Source organism: Cupriavidus sp. C1SS-2L (genome assembly GCF_057073735.1).
The window spans coordinates 1,761,631-1,776,700 of record NZ_CP172709.1 but is presented as its reverse complement, the minus strand read 5'-3'; the positions used below and the strand labels follow the sequence as shown (position 1 = coordinate 1,776,700).

The 15,070-nt window shown below is 60.3% G+C and carries 12 protein-coding genes; 3 read left to right on the top strand and 9 right to left on the bottom strand.

Features of this window, described 5'->3' with window-relative positions; all coding sequences use genetic code 11:
• Positions 1–9: 9 nt before the first annotated feature.
• The 4 genes from ACIGJG_RS25875 to ACIGJG_RS25860 all read right to left on the bottom strand — a co-directional run bounded on the left by ACIGJG_RS25875 (position 10) and on the right by ACIGJG_RS25860 (position 4,597).
• Positions 10–792, bottom strand: coding sequence for a fumarylacetoacetate hydrolase family protein (locus ACIGJG_RS25875; RefSeq protein ID WP_483673270.1), 783 nt, complete (start codon positions 790–792; stop codon positions 10–12).
• 85 nt (positions 793–877) lie between these two features.
• On the bottom strand, positions 878–2,110 hold the full coding sequence (gene frc / locus ACIGJG_RS25870; protein ID WP_011300784.1) for a formyl-CoA transferase: 1,233 nt from the start codon (positions 2,108–2,110) through the stop codon (positions 878–880).
• Positions 2,111–2,613: 503 nt separating this feature from the next.
• Positions 2,614–3,333, bottom strand: a complete 720-nt coding sequence (locus tag ACIGJG_RS25865) for a GntR family transcriptional regulator (protein ID WP_011300785.1) — start codon at positions 3,331–3,333, stop codon at positions 2,614–2,616.
• A gap of 286 nt (positions 3,334–3,619) precedes the next feature.
• Entirely contained in the window at positions 3,620–4,597 is a 978-nt protein-coding gene (locus tag ACIGJG_RS25860) for a 2-dehydropantoate 2-reductase (protein WP_011300786.1), read from the bottom strand.
• Positions 4,598–4,789: 192 nt separating this feature from the next.
• Between ACIGJG_RS25860 and ACIGJG_RS25855 the strand changes: the two genes are divergently transcribed.
• The 3 genes from ACIGJG_RS25855 to ACIGJG_RS25845 all read left to right on the top strand — a co-directional run bounded on the left by ACIGJG_RS25855 (position 4,790) and on the right by ACIGJG_RS25845 (position 8,102).
• Positions 4,790–5,542, top strand: coding sequence for a TerC family protein (locus tag ACIGJG_RS25855; RefSeq protein WP_011300787.1), 753 nt, complete (start codon positions 4,790–4,792; stop codon positions 5,540–5,542).
• 107 nt (positions 5,543–5,649) lie between these two features.
• The gene (locus ACIGJG_RS25850) at positions 5,650–7,272 is read left to right on the top strand and encodes an OpgD/OpgG family glucan biosynthesis protein (RefSeq protein WP_140951518.1); all 1,623 of its coding nucleotides are present in this window, start codon (positions 5,650–5,652) and stop codon (positions 7,270–7,272) included.
• A 137-nt stretch (positions 7,273–7,409) separates the two neighbouring features.
• The gene (locus tag ACIGJG_RS25845; protein ID WP_011300789.1) at positions 7,410–8,102 is read left to right on the top strand and encodes a GntR family transcriptional regulator; all 693 of its coding nucleotides are present in this window, start codon (positions 7,410–7,412) and stop codon (positions 8,100–8,102) included.
• 15 nt (positions 8,103–8,117) lie between these two features.
• Here ACIGJG_RS25845 and yedA read toward each other — a convergent pair whose 3' ends face one another.
• The 5 genes from yedA to ACIGJG_RS25820 form a co-directional block, all read right to left on the bottom strand.
• Positions 8,118–8,996: a drug/metabolite exporter YedA gene (gene yedA, locus ACIGJG_RS25840; protein ID WP_140951516.1), complete on the bottom strand. Its 879-nt coding sequence runs from the start codon at positions 8,994–8,996 to the stop codon at positions 8,118–8,120.
• 226 nt (positions 8,997–9,222) lie between these two features.
• A complete protein-coding gene (locus ACIGJG_RS25835) occupies positions 9,223–9,408 on the bottom strand; it encodes a hypothetical protein (protein ID WP_041680250.1) in 186 nt (61 codons plus the stop codon).
• A 181-nt stretch (positions 9,409–9,589) separates the two neighbouring features.
• A complete protein-coding gene (locus ACIGJG_RS25830; RefSeq protein ID WP_483673269.1) occupies positions 9,590–10,867 on the bottom strand; it encodes a TniQ family protein in 1,278 nt (425 codons plus the stop codon).
• Between the two features lie 21 nt (positions 10,868–10,888).
• Positions 10,889–11,938, bottom strand: a complete 1,050-nt coding sequence (locus ACIGJG_RS25825) for an AAA family ATPase (RefSeq protein WP_483673268.1) — start codon at positions 11,936–11,938, stop codon at positions 10,889–10,891.
• Positions 11,938–14,730: a hypothetical protein gene (locus tag ACIGJG_RS25820; protein ID WP_483673267.1), complete on the bottom strand. Its 2,793-nt coding sequence runs from the start codon at positions 14,728–14,730 to the stop codon at positions 11,938–11,940. Before ACIGJG_RS25820 ends, ACIGJG_RS25825 begins: the two co-directional genes overlap by 1 nt.
• Positions 14,731–15,070 lie beyond the last annotated feature (340 nt).

Below are 15,070 nucleotides of genomic sequence, written 5' to 3'. Positions count from 1 at the left end.
ATTGCGCGATTACCCGCGAACGTGGTTCACCAGCGAGCCGATGCCTTCGATGCTCACCTCCACCACCGCGCCATCCTTCATCGAGCCCACGCCCAGCGAGGTGCCGACAGCGATCACATCGCCCGGCATCAGCGTCAGGTCCTGCGAGATGCGGCTGACCTGCTCTTCGGGCGTGAAGATCATGTCCGAGAGCGGGTAGTTCTGCCGCTCCACGCCGTCGAGGCGTGTCTTTACGCTGGCCGCGCGCCAATTGAAGCCGGGCACGATGGCCGGACCGACGCAGCCGAAGGTGTCGAAGCCCTTGGCACGGGTCCACTGCGGGAAATTCGGGTCGGCAGCGATCAGCTCGGCGGCGGTCACGTCGTTGACGACGGTGTAGCCGAAGATGTGCGATGCCGCCTCGGTCACCGACACGTTGCGCGCCTTCTTGCCGATCACGATGCCAAGCTCGCCCTCGTAGACGATCTTGCCGTCATAGCTGCGCGGCCGCTCCACGGCATCGCCAGGGCCCGCCAGCGAAGTGGCCGGCTTGATCAGGAACAGCGGATGGGTTGGCACGGGCTTTTCCAGCTTGCGTGCCAGAGCGTGGAAGTTGTTCCAAAGCGCCACGACCTTGCCGGGCTCGCACGGGGCGAGCAGATGCAGTTCGCCAAGCTTGTAACTGGCGCCCGTGGGTTGAGGATCGACATAGCCAGGGCCATCGAACTCAATGACGCAGTCGCTGCCGTCGCCTTCCGTGCGGCCGTAGCCGACGCTGCCGTCGGGACGGCGAAAACGAATCCAGGATTTCACAGCACGAACTCCTCCGGCGGGCACGCGCCAGGCGCGCCCGCTCGGTGTGAGAAACAGGGGAAGAAGAGGAGAGGAAGGCGGACGCTCAGACGGCGCCGGCCAGCTTCATCGCGGCGATCTGGGCTGGCGTGCGGCCCAGCCACTCGAGGATTTCCTCGGTGTGCTCGCCCAGCAGCGGGGCACGTTCCACCTTTACCGGAGAATCGGACAGTGCAATCGGCGAACCGAGCTGCACGTACTTGCCGCGCGTCGGGTGCTCCAGCTCCACCAGATAGCCGCGGTCGTACATCGACTGGTCCTCGATCAGGTCCTTCATCGACAGGATCGGACCGCACGGCACATCGACCTCGTTGAGCGCGTTCATCACCTCGAACTTCGTCAGTCCCATGGTCCACTGCTCGATGATGCCGAAGCATTCGCCGAGCTTCTTCAGGCGCACCTCGGGCGAGGCGAACTCCGGATCGGTGATCAGATCTTCGCGGCCGCACAGGCGCATCAGCGGCTCCCAGCCCTGCGGCTGGATGATGACGTAGACATAGTCGTTCGGGCCGCCGGGCGAGCAGCGCAGCGCGGCGCCAGGCTGGCCGCCGCCTGATGCGTTGCCGGCGCGGGGCACGTGGTCGTCGAACTGCTCGTTGGGGTACTCGCGCAGCGGGCCCGCATCGAGCCGTTGCTGGTCGCGCAGCTTCACGCGGCACAGGTTCAGCACCGCATCCTGCATGGCCACTTCCACGCGCTGGCCGCGGCCCGAATGCTCGCGTTGCAGCAGCGCAGCCAGGATGCCGACCACGCAATGCACGCCGGTACCCGAATCGCCGATCTGCGCACCGGTCACGGTCGGCACGCCTGCGGCATCGCCGGTCGTGGAGGCCGAGCCGCCCATACACTGGGCCACATTTTCATAGGCCTTGCAGTCCTGGTACGGACCGGGGCCGAAACCCTTGATCGATGCATAGATCAGGCGCGGGTTCAGGTCCTGCATGCGGTCCCAGTCGAAACCCGCACGTGCGAGCACGCCAGGGCCGAAGTTCTCGATCAGCACGTCGCTGCGCTGAATCAGGTCTTCGAGCAACGCCTTGCCTTCCGCCGTCTTCATGTTCAGCGTGAGGCTGCGCTTGTTGCTGTTGAGCATGGTGAAGTACAGGCTGTCGGCGTTGGGCACGTCGCGCAGCTGGCTGCGGGTAATATCCCCGCGGCCCGGCATTTCCACCTTGATCACGTCGGCGCCCATCCATGCCATCAGCTGCGTGGCGGAAGGGCCTGCCTGAACGTGCGTCATGTCCAGAACACGGATGCCATCCAGTGCTTTTCGTTCCATGGCGATGTCTCCTCGGTTCCGATGGCGTCTGTTTACTGGTACAGGGTCTTCAGGGTGTTTTCCGCGGTACGGCTCTCGGCGCGCTTCGCGTGGACTTCGGACATGCTTGGTCTCCTCGTTTGACTTGAATTCGGTGGCGGGTGGCCCGCTGGATGCTTCTATCTCTTGCCGATCGTTTTCGACCGTCTTGATGACATACGGTATGTGATATATCAGAGAACGGCAAGCTCTTTTCCCACCTCGGCCTCAACTTTCGTCGGTGCACCGCAACAATTACGACGCCGTCCGGACCACGCCCCACCCGAGCGAGCCCTTGCCAGCACTGAAGCGGCGGCTTCTGACTCGCTACCAAATGATGTATCGGGCCAACCGGGCGGTGCCTTTGCGCCAGTCTACTTGATATATCACATACCAACGGTGAAGCCGGCCCACGTCCGCGTTCAGAAACAAAAAACGGCGGACTCGGTCCGCCGTTCTTATCGGTAAGCTGTAAAAATAGCCGATCAGTCAAGGAAGTCGCAGTGCTTTTCGACGTAGTCGGCCAGGTCCAGCGAATGCTGGCGCACCAGGCGCTCTGCCAGTTCCGTATCGCGTTTTTCCAGCGCCTCGATGATGCGCAAGTGATCCACGATCGAACGCGCCGCGCGGTCGCTCTGCGAGATGGTCATCTTCCGGATCGCCCTCACGTGGATGAAGATGTTGCGGATCGTGTCCATGATGATCTGCGACTTCGACAACTGCACGATCGCCTGGTGGAACACGATATTGGCGTCGGAGTATTCCTCGATATGCTCGGCCGGCGTCGAATCGCGGAAGCTGTCGAACATGCTGCGCAGTTGCGCGATTTCCGCGTCGGTGGCGTGCAGCGTGGCCAGGCGCGCCGCCATGCTTTCCAGCGCCGCCCACATCTGGATCATCTCGACGATCTCGCGCTTGGTCTTGCGCATGATGTAGATGCCGCGGCGGGGCACCGTGCGCAGGAAGCCTTCCTGCTCCAGCAGTGTCATGGCTTCGCGGATCGGCGTGCGGCTCACGCCCATGGCCTCGCTCAGCACGCGTTCATCGAGCCGGATCTCGTCGCGCGACTGGTAGATATCCGCGTCGGCGATGGCCTGGCGCAACATGGCATAGGCCTGGTCGCGCAGGCTGGCGCCGGCGTTGATCGGTTGCACGGAGAGGGTCAGTCCCGGTGACTGGACGATAGGTTGGGTTTGCGCAGACATGAATGAGCTCGTGTGAGACCGGTGGCGCGGCGGCCACAATGGCTGCCCTCCGCATTCCTGCACAGCTTAGCAAAATCATCTGGACTCATTCCCGGATCGCATCAAACCCGATCGGTTATAAGTCCGGCGTGCCACCCGGTGCCCGGCCTGTCGTATATGGTATATCACAATGGATATCCATTCCGGGCGGTAAGCCACGAAAAGGTGACTTTCCCGGCGGACTTGCATGCATCAAATGCGCCCCGGCCACGCGGGCTGTGGCACGGGGCGTAGGTCATGCCGACGATCAGGCCGCCAGGCGCGCCATTTCGTCGCGCTGCTTGATGAGGCCCAGTACTGCATCGCACATCGGCGTCGGATGGCCGACCAGGCGGCCCATCTCCTGCACGACGGTGAGCAACGGGTCGATTTCCATCGCGCGGCCCGCCTCCAGGTCCTGCAGCATCGACGTCTTGTGGGCGCCCACGGCGCCCGCGCCGTTGATGCGGCGCTCGACGTCCACGCGGAATTTCACGCCGAATGACTCGGCAATGCTCTGGGCCTCCAGCATCATCTGGCGCGACAGGGCCCGCGTGGCGGGATTTGCTGTGATGACGTCCAAGGTGGCGTGGGTCAGCGCACTGATCGGGTTGAAACAGAGGTTGCCCCACAGCTTGAGCCAGATTTCATCGCGGATGTTTTCTCGCACCGGCGCTTCCAGGTCAGCCGCCATCATCATCTCGCTCAGTCGTGTGACGCGGTCCGACTGGCTGCCATCCGGCTCGCCAAGCGGGAATTTCTTGCCATACACATGCTTGATCACGCCCGGTTCGATGATTTCCGCGGCGGGATAGACGACGCAACCGATCGCACGCTCGGGGCCGAAGCCGCGCCACTGCTTGCCGCCCGGGTCCACACTTTCGAGCGTGCTGCCCGCCAGTTCGCCGCCATGCTTGTAGAAATACCAGTAAGGAATACCGTTGACGCCCGTGACTACCGCCGTCTGCGGTCCCAGCAGCGGCTGCATCAGATCCACCACGCCGGGCACCGAATGCGCCTTGAGCGTGATAAACACATAATCCTGGGGACCGAGTTCGCGCGGATCACTCGTGCAGTTGACCCTGGCCACCCGCTCCTCGCCGTCGATCAGCAGCCGAACGCCGTTGGCCTTCATGGCCGCCAGGTGCGGACCGCGCGCGACGAAGCTGACTTCGGCCCCCGCGCGCGCCAGTTGGGCGCCCACATAGCCGCCGATGGCCCCTGCCCCATAGATGCACACTTTCATTGCCTGTCTCCTTGATGGCTCGATAGTATTCATTGATATATCACATACTATATTCCACAAGGCCGAACGACAACCCTAATTTTCGCTCGCAAGCGAACTAGATTTCCTTCGTCACAAGGCAGTTGCTAACATGTCGGCAACACTGCGCTTGCGGGCCCGGTTCCATCGGCCCCACTCTCGAACGGAGCTGACATGGAATCGTCCCTCGCATTGCTGCAGGATCCCGCCGCGTGGGCGGCGCTGGCCACGCTGGTGGTCATGGAGATCGTGCTTGGCATCGACAATCTGATCTTCATCTCCATCCTCACCAACAAGCTGCCGGCAGACATGCGCGAAAAGGCGCGGCGCGTCGGCATCGGCCTGGCGCTGATCCTGCGGCTCGCGTTGCTGGCCACCATCGCGTTTATCGTCACGCTCACCGAGCCGCTCTTCACCGTACTAGGGCGCGGCATATCGTGGCGCGGCCTGATCTTGATTGCAGGCGGTGCTTTCCTGATGTGGAAGGCGACGCGGGAAATCCATCACCACGTTTCGGGGGAGGCGGAAGGCGACGACACGGGCAAGGCCCGTGCATCGCAGAGCTTTGCCAGCGCCATCGGCCAGATCCTGGTGCTGGACCTCGTGTTCTCGATCGACAGCATCATCACCGCGGTCGGCATGACCGAGCATGTGGAGATCATGTTCATCGCCGTGATCGCCGCAGTCACGGCGATGCTGTTTGCCGCCACGCCACTGGCCAACTTCATCAACCGCAACCCGACCATCGTGATGCTGGCGCTGGCCTTCCTGATGATGATCGGCATGACGCTGATTGCCGAAGGTTTCGGCACGCACGTGCCCAAGGGCTATATCTATACGGCGATGGCGTTCTCGGCCGCAGTTGAAGGGTTGAACATGGTTTCCAGGAAGCGGCGTGCGCAGCGCCGCGCACGCGCCGGACAGTGACGGCTGAACCACCTGCTGTAACAGTCGGTGTCCGAACTTTCGCCCGGCGATGGCGTCTCTTACAGTTCTGCACTGATCGAAGATGAGAAGAAGGACGCTGACGCCACATGATGAACCGCCGCACCCTGCTGGTTTCCGCCACCGCCTCGGCTGCCCTGGCCGCACTGGGCATCCCCCCTTCGGCGTTGGCCGCCAGCGGGATCAAGCTGGGCGACGCCCGCCCGTTCAGCTTCGACGCTCTCATCGACCAGGCGCGCGCGCTGGCCGGCAAACCCTATGCCGCCCCGCCCGCGCCGCCACCCGAGATCCTCGATCGCATCGACTACGATGCCCACGGCAAGATTCGCTTCCGTCCGGAAAACGCGCTGTTTGCCGACGGCCCGGGCCAGTTCCCGGTGACGTTCTTCCACTTGGGCACCTACTTCCGCACGCCGGTGCGCATGCACGTGATCGAGCGCGGCAAGGACAGCAAGGGCAACGCACGGGAAATCGTCTACGAAGAGAGCTACTTCGACATGCCCACCGACAGTCCAGCGCACAAGCTGCCGCGCGGCAGCGGCTTCGCGGGCTTCCGCTTCCAGGAAAGCCGGCTGGGCGACCAGAAGGTGCGTGACTGGAAGAAGAACGACTGGGTCGCCTTCCTCGGCGCGTCGTACTTCCGTGCGATCGGCGAGCTGTACCAGTACGGCCTGTCGGCGCGCGGCATCGCCATCGACGTGGCGGAGGCCGGCAAGTCGGAGGAATTCCCGAACTTCACGCATTTCTATTTCGAACCGCCCGAGGGCAAGGGCGACACGGTCACTGTCTATGCGCTGCTCGACGGACCGAGCATCACCGGCGCCTACAAGTTCGTCATGCAGCGTGGCAAGGCCGTGGTCATGGACGTCGAATGCGCGCTGTTCCTGCGCAAGGACGTGGCGCGGCTCGGGCTCGCACCGCTTACGTCGATGTACTGGTTCTCCGAGACCATGAAAGGGACCGCCGTGGACTGGCGCCCCGAAGTCCACGACTCCGACGGCCTGGCGATCTGGAACGGCGCAGGCGAGCATATCTGGCGTCCGCTCAATAACCCGCCGCAGACCATGGCATCCGCGTTCGGCGACGACAACCCGCGCGGATTCGGCCTGCTGCAGCGCGACCGCCTGTTCGACCACTACCAGGACGGCGTCAACTACGAACGCCGGCCAAGCCTGTGGGTCGAGCCGCGCGACGGCTGGGGCGCGGGCGCGGTGCAGCTTGTCGAGCTGCGCACCGATGACGAGATCCATGACAACATCGTCGCCATGTGGGTGCCCAAGGCGCCCGCGCGCGCGGGCAACACCTATCGGCTTCGCTACCGGCTCCACTGGCTGGCCGACGAGCCGTTTCCCTCGCCACTGGCCCGCTGCGTCGCCACGCGCATGGGCAACGGCGGCCAGCCGGGCCAGCCGCGCCCGAAGGGCGTGCGCAAGTTCATGGTGGAATTCAAGGGCGCCCCGCTTGAGAAGCTGCCGTTCGGCGTCAAGCCCGAAGCGGTGCTGACCGCCTCGCGCGGCAAGTTCTCTTATGTCTTCACCGAGGCCGTGCCCAACGGCGTACCGGGCCACTGGCGCGCCCAGTTCGACCTGACGGCCGACGGCAAGGAGCCGGTCGATCTGCGGCTGTTCCTGCGGCTGGATGGCAAGCCGTTGTCCGAGACGTGGCTCTACCAGTACCACCCGTTCCAGTCGCAGACGGCCTACGGCGCCTGACGCGCCGCACGCCGCAGCCCCGGCTTGCGGGGCCTGGCAAGCGTCCGGCCGCGTTGCACAGTATTGCGGCGCAGTGATGTCAGCGGCTTGCGAGCGGGTATGATGACCGCTTACACGGGTCAACCAGCCAGCTTCACATGATCTCCACCGAATTCGCCGGCGGCACCGACGCCGGCCAGGCCTCGTCCCTGCCGCGCTCCGAGCGCGCCTACCAGCAGTTGCGTGCGGCCATCCAGGCTGGACAGCTTTCCCCGGGGACGCGCCTGCGCGAGGTCGAACTGGCGGAATCGCTGGGCCTGTCGCGCACGCCCGTGCGCGAAGCGCTGTCGCGGCTGGAATCCGAGGGCCTCGTCGTCAACGAGCCGAACCGCGGCATGATGGTGACCCAGCTCGACGCCAGCATGGTCAGCGAACTCTATGTCATGCGCGAAGTGCTGGAAGGCACCGCGGCCGCGCTGGCCGCACGCCACGCCACCGATGTCGAGATCTCGCTGCTGCGCGATATCGTCGAGCGCGACCTTTCCATGATCGACGATCCCGAACGGCTGGCCGCCAACAACCGACTGTTCCACGAAACGCTGCATCGTTGCGCGCACAACCGCTACCTGCTCAAGACGCTGCGGTCGCTGCACGAGTCCATGGCGCTTCTCGGCCGCACCACACTATCAGTACCGGGCCGGCCTCGCAGTTCCTACGAGGAACACCTTGCCCTCGTTGAAGCGCTGGAAAAGCGTGACCCCGCGCTGGCCGAGCAGATCACGCGCCGCCATATCCAGCAGGCCTACAAGGTGCGGCTGTCGCTCTGGATCGAAGAACAGTCGTCATCCTGAGGCACCCGGCGCGGCTCAGGCAGCCGCTGCCGCACGCGCCGTGCGCAGGCTGCCCACGCTCAACACCGCCAGCGCCGCAAGAATCAGCACGATCGCCCATAGCGTCTGGGGGGCAACCTGCTCCCCGCCCAGCCACGCGCCCACGGCCAGCGCCACGGGCGGGTTCACATAGACATAGCTGGTGGCCAGCGTCTGGGCCACGTTCGCGACGAGGTACATGTAAGCGGAAAACGCCACCAGCGAGCCAATCACCACGAGATAACCCCACGCCCACCACGCCTGCGTGCTGATCGTGGCCGGCCACGGCTCCTGGCGCAGCGCCGACAACACCAGCAGGATCGCTCCGCCGATCAGCATCTCAGCGGCGAACGCGGAAGCACCGTCCGGTAGTTCAATCCGGCGCGCAAGCTGCGACCCGAACGACCAGCTCGCCACAGCGAGCAACAGCGCCACCACGCCTGCGGTGCTGACGCGGAATTCGGCGCCGGCGGTCAGCACAAGTATGCCGACGCTACCGATCGCAATCGCCAGCCCCTCATACCAGCGCGGACGCGTGCCGAAACACGCGCTCCAGAACAGGCCGAAGATCGGCATCGACCCGATCATCACCGTGGTCGCCCCCGAAGAGATGGTTTGCTCGGCAATGGCGGTCAGTCCCATCCCGCCGACGAGCAGGAATACCGCAGGTACCGCGCAGTTGCGCAGTTGGCGCCAAGTCGGCATCGGCGTGCGTCGCCAGGCCAGCCAGGCGGCCAGCAGCAGCCCCGCGCAGAGGAAGCGCGAGCCCATCATCAGCAACGGCGGGAAGCTCTCCAGCGTGAACCGGATAGCGAGATAAGTCGTGCCCCAGACCACGTAGGTGATCAGCAGGCAGCACAGGACGAGCGGCGGCATGGCGTGTGGGCAACTGCGGAAAGGCCTCCACGATAGCCTTCCGCCACGCCGGCTCAAAACGAAAAGGTCTGGCAACGCTTGCGAATGCAGCTCACAAGTCAAGGGCACATCACTTGAAGTCACCAGGCCTTAAATGGCAAAGCCGGCAAGAGCGCCCCGAGGGACGGCTTCAGCCGGCTTTTTTCCGGTCTCGATCAGGAGACCAGCACGCTCAGGGAGCGATCTCTCAGCCGTTGGCGTAGCTGACCTTGGCCTTGCGGGCTTGCATTTGCAGACGCGTCAGCACCGACTGCACAAACGCAATCGCGCGCTTCACATCATTGCCAATGCCCAGGCCACGGTAGCCCAGTTCACGATCGATGAGGTCGCGTTCCAGTTGGTCGGTCAGCTTGATATCGGATTGGGTGTTCATGGCGTCCTTCCTTACAGGGATTACCCTCATGGGGTTTTCCCTGATTGTAGCAAAGGAATTGTCGCGCTGCAGCATTACGTAAATGTACGTATGTGAAAGCGCAACGGTCCGCCTGGGAAGTTAAGCAATTCATGGCCGAAATGCCACGTTATCCTTGCAAGGAAGAAAGGCCACATTATGCTTACACCGGCGCTGGGAGGAGACAAAGTGTTTTTTTGAGCACTTTTATCATTTCGTAGACCTGCCAATCCACTACCCTTAGCTTTCGCAGTATCGACTGGGCCGTGAGAGGTTCTTCCGACGCGATAACTTCTTCAATCGCGGTGAGAAGTAGCGCCCTCTTCAATTCGAGGCGTTGCGCTAGCTCGGCTGCTACGTACGTTCGATGCGCTAACACGATCTGCTCCCACAGAACAGGCGCACGCCGTTTTAGAAACATGCGCTTCACGCCTAACCTTTGCGACACGACGGCGCCTGAGTCGGCACACATGTCCAGAGAGCGGTATTTTTCTTCGAGCAGTTCGATGTTGCGTTTCAGTTGAGCGTCACGTCGCCACGACGCTTCGACCCTATTAGGGAGGGCGAAGCGTTGCTGCCCATTGCCTGTAGGTACCGGCCTCCCCTGAAAAATGCTGAGAAGACTACATCCACAGTGCGCGGACATCGCTAGTAGCACAGAAAGGCTCGGTCGACCTCGAGCACCCGCTATTAATGCTGACGGCGTGCAATGCAAGCGCCGCGCTAGTTCTGACCGGGAACGATATAAACCAATGCAGGCAGTAATACCCGCTTCCAAGCCGTCACGAGAGAGCTGACCGCCTCCAGAGGCATAGGCAACAACATCCCCAACCTCCTGCGCTACCCAGATTTCATTGCTGCCCGCCAGCACCTGAGGTTGGGCACCACAAGCCATCCCGATACTGCCACATTGACGGCAGACGCCGTACAACTGAGGCCGGTGGCTCGGGGCGAGTCGCACCGAAGAGTCGCCACATACTTCAGCAACCAGGCGCACGCCATGTATCGGACATGCCTGAACCGCTTGAAACTCCCAGAGTGCATGCCCATACCGACCGAGACGCGGTTCTGCAAAGCATTTGGGACAATAACGTCGTTTAAGATGCGCAAGGCCTCGATGACCAACGAGCGCGGCCATCCCTTGTAAACTCCCGTAGCGAATGGTTTCGACGCCCGTCAGCTCCACTAGTGTGTCCGTCAAGCATCGCAGCACCACGCTATCGGCCGATAGTCCCAATCCGTCTTGAATTTGATAGCAGACATGAGTTCCCATCCCTAGATCTCTTAGGCGTGGAACAATATAGGAGCGATACAGCGTAGACGGAGTAACGCGATGCAGATATGCCAATCTATAAAAATAGCTGCATATCGATTCACTAAATAGTGTACCCGCACCGATCCATGGAATTGGATACAGCGTGCTGCTTTCCGTAACGCTCATCTTAACGCTCCAGCCAGCCTCTCAAACAGGGAACTCTGCTGGATCGCCCAAACAATCAAATTTTCTCATCTCTACCTCATTATCATTAAACTTACCTTCCAAACTTGCCCGCTGCAGAGCTGGCAGAAAACTCTTTTGCAAAAATTTGTCGTCCCAATCCCCATCACTGTCATTCTGCATCGACAAGCAACTAGACATAATTTGCTTGAGCAGCCCCATGTTCCCCAAGCACTGCCACAATAGCTTCGGACAAAATTTATCCACATCCATGAACTCCTGCCAAGGCCAATATTTCTTTATCTTCAGTAAGATCGAAAGAAACTGACTTAATACCGCCTCCTGCAACTCTCTTTCGGCGCCCGACTTTTTAGCAACAGCCAAGCGATAGTCATAGCGCGGGAAGAAAACCGTCCTTCCTCGCCTCACGTATTGTTCATAATTTCTGGCCCGTTCCGTGACATTAAAATCACCGACCACAATCAGCTTCGGACAGCCATCCTTAGCCATTGACTTGAGCATATCCATCATTGGCTCGACCTCACGGAACCGCAGAAGATGTAATACCTCGTCGATGGCAAGCGCGAGGTGCTGTCTGCATTCGAACATGCTTTGTATCGATTCAAACAAAACTCCAGCTGTTGGCCCGCGCCCTTTATTCTCGAGCCTCAATCGACCATTTTTGACGACAAATCCGACCTTTTTATCGATCAACGGCTCGTTTCCCGCGCGTAAAACAAGTGTGTAGAATGCTTTCAACATCATTCTCTGCTCACCGAGCGCCGGCGCTTCGACATATACAATGCCACCAGGCTTCCTATAATCTTTCTGCACGACGACACCGGGAAGTATCTCGTGCAGCAACCATGACTTTCCAACCCCAGAAACACCAACCAAAATAATAATTTCGATCCCATTATTTGGGCATAAATAGTGCGTCATCATATTCATAACATCCTCCAACAGTGGATGTGCAATACTCAAAAACTTGAAAGCGTCGACTTTATCTTGATTCGACAATGCGTAACGTGCACTTGAGGTCATCTCAACCAAAGGATGGATATTTTTTTTCATTATGCAAGCCCTTTGACTAATTTAAGATCGACTGATTTCAGCGCAAGGCGCTCCTCTGCGTCTGCTACGGTCGCCCCCCCCGCGGGCGGGAACGTCTTTTGGGTAGCTCTTTTTGAACTAGATGTGCCGCGCGCCGCAACGTTATCGTGGAGGGAAGTGTCTAGCCCACCTGAGAAGCAACTCTCAGTTGAGGGAATTTTCGGCATGACCCGATCGCTCGGATCGGCGCTAGGTTCTGGAGGTTGAACCGAGTGCGAAGGCCAATCGATACGTGCCACCATGGCCAAGGCGCTGTAAAGGCGGAGCATTTCCTGTTGCTTCAAGGCGAGACAAGGATCGAAATGGTGCGCGTCTAAGGACATCACGTCGCGCTCTTCGTGATACTCAAATCGTGAGCGCTGTGCCTTTGCTCCGGCCTCTTTCCGCATCTGGCGGATTGCTTGCTCCACCTGGAACCGAGTACGGTTGGGCACGGGACTTAGGTCGCGCGCGATGGCCACCAGCATCTGCCCGTTGTATTCCACATAGACCACGTCAGCATTGAACGGCTCGACCCTTACTAAGGCAGTGTCGTGTTCCTTTGCACCGGCAAATGCGTCGTTCCAATACCATCGGTAGTCGACCCATACGCCTCGACGCCGCTCAATAACATGCTTCGGATGCGACGCGAATGGCGACGTGAGAATTAGTAAATGTTCGTCGAATGCCACACGGCGAAACGGTTGCGTCCCTCGCTCGCGCTCAAGCATCTGCTCGTATTCTTTTGGGGTCATCCCAAGCTCCGGATGCACGTGCTCGCAGTCCTTGACCGTGAAGAAGTACTGCTCGTATCGACGATAAACGCTGAACAACGTTTCTTCCGCGACGTCTTTCGGTGAGGGATATCCGTTGTAAGGACGAGGCGCCTTCATGTGCGACGTGCTGCCGGGCAAGAGCCGATCTACCTCCCACTCTCGGGCTCGGTTTTGCGTTTCGATGGGTCCCCCCTGACGAGGGTTGTTCTTGGCTCGTTGGCGGATTGTGATGTGATGCAGCTTGGCAAAACGCATTACCGCTGGACTACGCAAGTTTGCGCCGCCATCCACAATGATGGTTTGCGGCAACCGTCCCCAGCGCCGCACGTAGTCGCGCAATACCATCAATACACATTCCGCCGACGCGCCGCCATACGACAAATAAAGCGCGCGAGATCGCTTACAGCTGGCATCATGCGCGAGCGTTATCAACGGTCGCCCGAGCCGGAGGCTAGCCGCCGGCGCGATAGTTTCCACGTCTGCGGGCGTGTGGTCAATGTGTACACACTGGTGCGGCAAGAGTCCGTGAGGCGACAGCCCTGGGTCAAGGCTTGTCGCGATTGGCTTCATGGCCAGCGCCGCGCGTGCTCCGTGCTTTTTCTCCAGTTTGCGAAAGCGGCCCACACGGACAGCGAAAGTCGGATAACTCATCGGCACCCGATGCAGCCGCAATGCGAGTCCCTTGTATCGCATGTAGCAGCCATGCGCTGTGACATTGGGCGAGCGATGATAGACGTGGCCAATCGTCTTCTCGGCCAGCAGCTCAACGTCATCAGGCAAACGTGGCGACCGATTTCCCCGTTGTCGGACATTCTCGACCAAGCGGATGGCAGCTTCCGTGTCGGTATCGCTCGACGCGACGATGGCACGGTACCGTGCCATCTGTCGTTTAGAACGAATCTCACGACCCTCACGGACTGCGCTCAGCCTCTCTATCCCTTGATCCAACAAGGCTTGGGGTAGCAATGACAGCTGCTCTCGAAGGGCTGGACGAACCGAACCATCTGCCTCGGCTATCGCGGGCGGCAAACAGGCATACGCGACCACTTCGCGTGGAAGTACTCTCACCGTGTCACCGGGCCCCCGCAGCCGAACCGATTCGCCATCGATGACCTCAATCCAATGGCTTTCGCCGTTGAATTGAATGAGAGCTCCTGGAACGACATTACCGCGCCGCGGAAGCGGCAGGCTGTCACGACCGTTGTCGCCAAGGCCGCAGATCGCCATTGCCACAGGATCCCGAAAGACTCGGAAGGTGTCGTCGCTATCTAGACGGCAATGTACGAGGTCGCACCATAGAATGCGCTGTACGATGGCGAGTCGAATTGTATCGGCATCAAATTGATACTGCTCGCGCAGTTGTCGCAGCGTCAGCACGACCTCCCGTTCTATCACATCGCGAAGCTCTCTTTCAATCTCCCTGTCTATGGCCGCCATGCCAGCGTACCGCTGCAAATCCCGCATGTTTCCGACCAGAACAAACGGTATCTCGGCAAGACTGTGTATTTCATACTGGAACCCCAAGGCTTCATAGGTTGATTCACCGGGTCGCCAGTGCCAGTGATACGGCGACTCACTTTCCTTGTAGAAATTTGTGGAATTCTGGCTCTGGCGAAAGAGAACTCTTTCCTCCTTCCAGTCCTGCACCACAATCCCATCCTTCTTGACAAGCACTACCGCGGGGCGATGGAGCAAGCGTGTTGCTCCGTTGGGACGGGCCTCCGTTCGTACAAGAATCTCGAATTCCCAGGGCTGGAAATAGAACTCCAGCACATTCACGTCCAGTTCGAGTAGCTCCGCCAACGGAGCCCCAACGGTGCGACCAGGAACTGCGACAGTTCCCCTCATCTTCTCGCTGTTCAAGTATTCGACACATCCGCTGATCGATCGCGACAACTTCGAGAAATCGTGCTCCCGAACGCTCGCGAGCAATGTTCGCCCCGGCGCTGGGATTGTCCTATTGGAGAGCAATAGGTCTAACGCATCCGCATCCAGCATGGCTTGCTCCTGCATCCGGTGAGGCCTACCCGTTCACGATGGCAACAATCACTGGTGGATGCCCTGTCACGCCGATGTAGCGTGACAGAGTACGTCAGCAGTTGCTGTCGGAAGGCGTGTAGCTGTTGTAGTTCTAGACGCTGAAAGCGTGGCCGTAAACACCCGCGCGCGATTTCTCTCGAGCGCCGCTGCTCAATGACGCACTGGGCATACCGGCATCCCTCGCAAGACTCCATGAATCAGAAATTCACTGATCCAAAGCACTCAATTTCCGAATAGACGTGGACTTTTACGCGCAAATTTAATATTTATTTTCTATGCGACAAAAATCCATTTTTCC

What these genes read in the sequence shown, in the direction of transcription:
- frc (WP_011300784.1), bottom strand. Translation starts at nt 2,110, where the DNA reads ATGGAACGAAAAGCACTGGATGGCATCCGTGTTCTGGACATGACGCAC.
- ACIGJG_RS25865 (WP_011300785.1), bottom strand. Translation starts at nt 3,333, where the DNA reads ATGTCTGCGCAAACCCAACCTATCGTCCAGTCACCGGGACTGACCCTC.
- ACIGJG_RS25860 (WP_011300786.1), bottom strand. Translation starts at nt 4,597, where the DNA reads ATGAAAGTGTGCATCTATGGGGCAGGGGCCATCGGCGGCTATGTGGGC.
- ACIGJG_RS25855 (WP_011300787.1), top strand. Translation starts at nt 4,790, where the DNA reads ATGGAATCGTCCCTCGCATTGCTGCAGGATCCCGCCGCGTGGGCGGCG.
- ACIGJG_RS25850 (WP_140951518.1), top strand. Translation starts at nt 5,650, where the DNA reads ATGATGAACCGCCGCACCCTGCTGGTTTCCGCCACCGCCTCGGCTGCC.
- ACIGJG_RS25845 (WP_011300789.1), top strand. Translation starts at nt 7,410, where the DNA reads ATGATCTCCACCGAATTCGCCGGCGGCACCGACGCCGGCCAGGCCTCG.
- yedA (WP_140951516.1), bottom strand. Translation starts at nt 8,996, where the DNA reads ATGCCGCCGCTCGTCCTGTGCTGCCTGCTGATCACCTACGTGGTCTGG.
- ACIGJG_RS25835 (WP_041680250.1), bottom strand. Translation starts at nt 9,408, where the DNA reads ATGAACACCCAATCCGATATCAAGCTGACCGACCAACTGGAACGCGAC.
- ACIGJG_RS25830 (WP_483673269.1), bottom strand. Translation starts at nt 10,867, where the DNA reads ATGAGCGTTACGGAAAGCAGCACGCTGTATCCAATTCCATGGATCGGT.
- ACIGJG_RS25825 (WP_483673268.1), bottom strand. Translation starts at nt 11,938, where the DNA reads ATGAAAAAAAATATCCATCCTTTGGTTGAGATGACCTCAAGTGCACGT.
- ACIGJG_RS25820 (WP_483673267.1), bottom strand. Translation starts at nt 14,730, where the DNA reads ATGCTGGATGCGGATGCGTTAGACCTATTGCTCTCCAATAGGACAATC.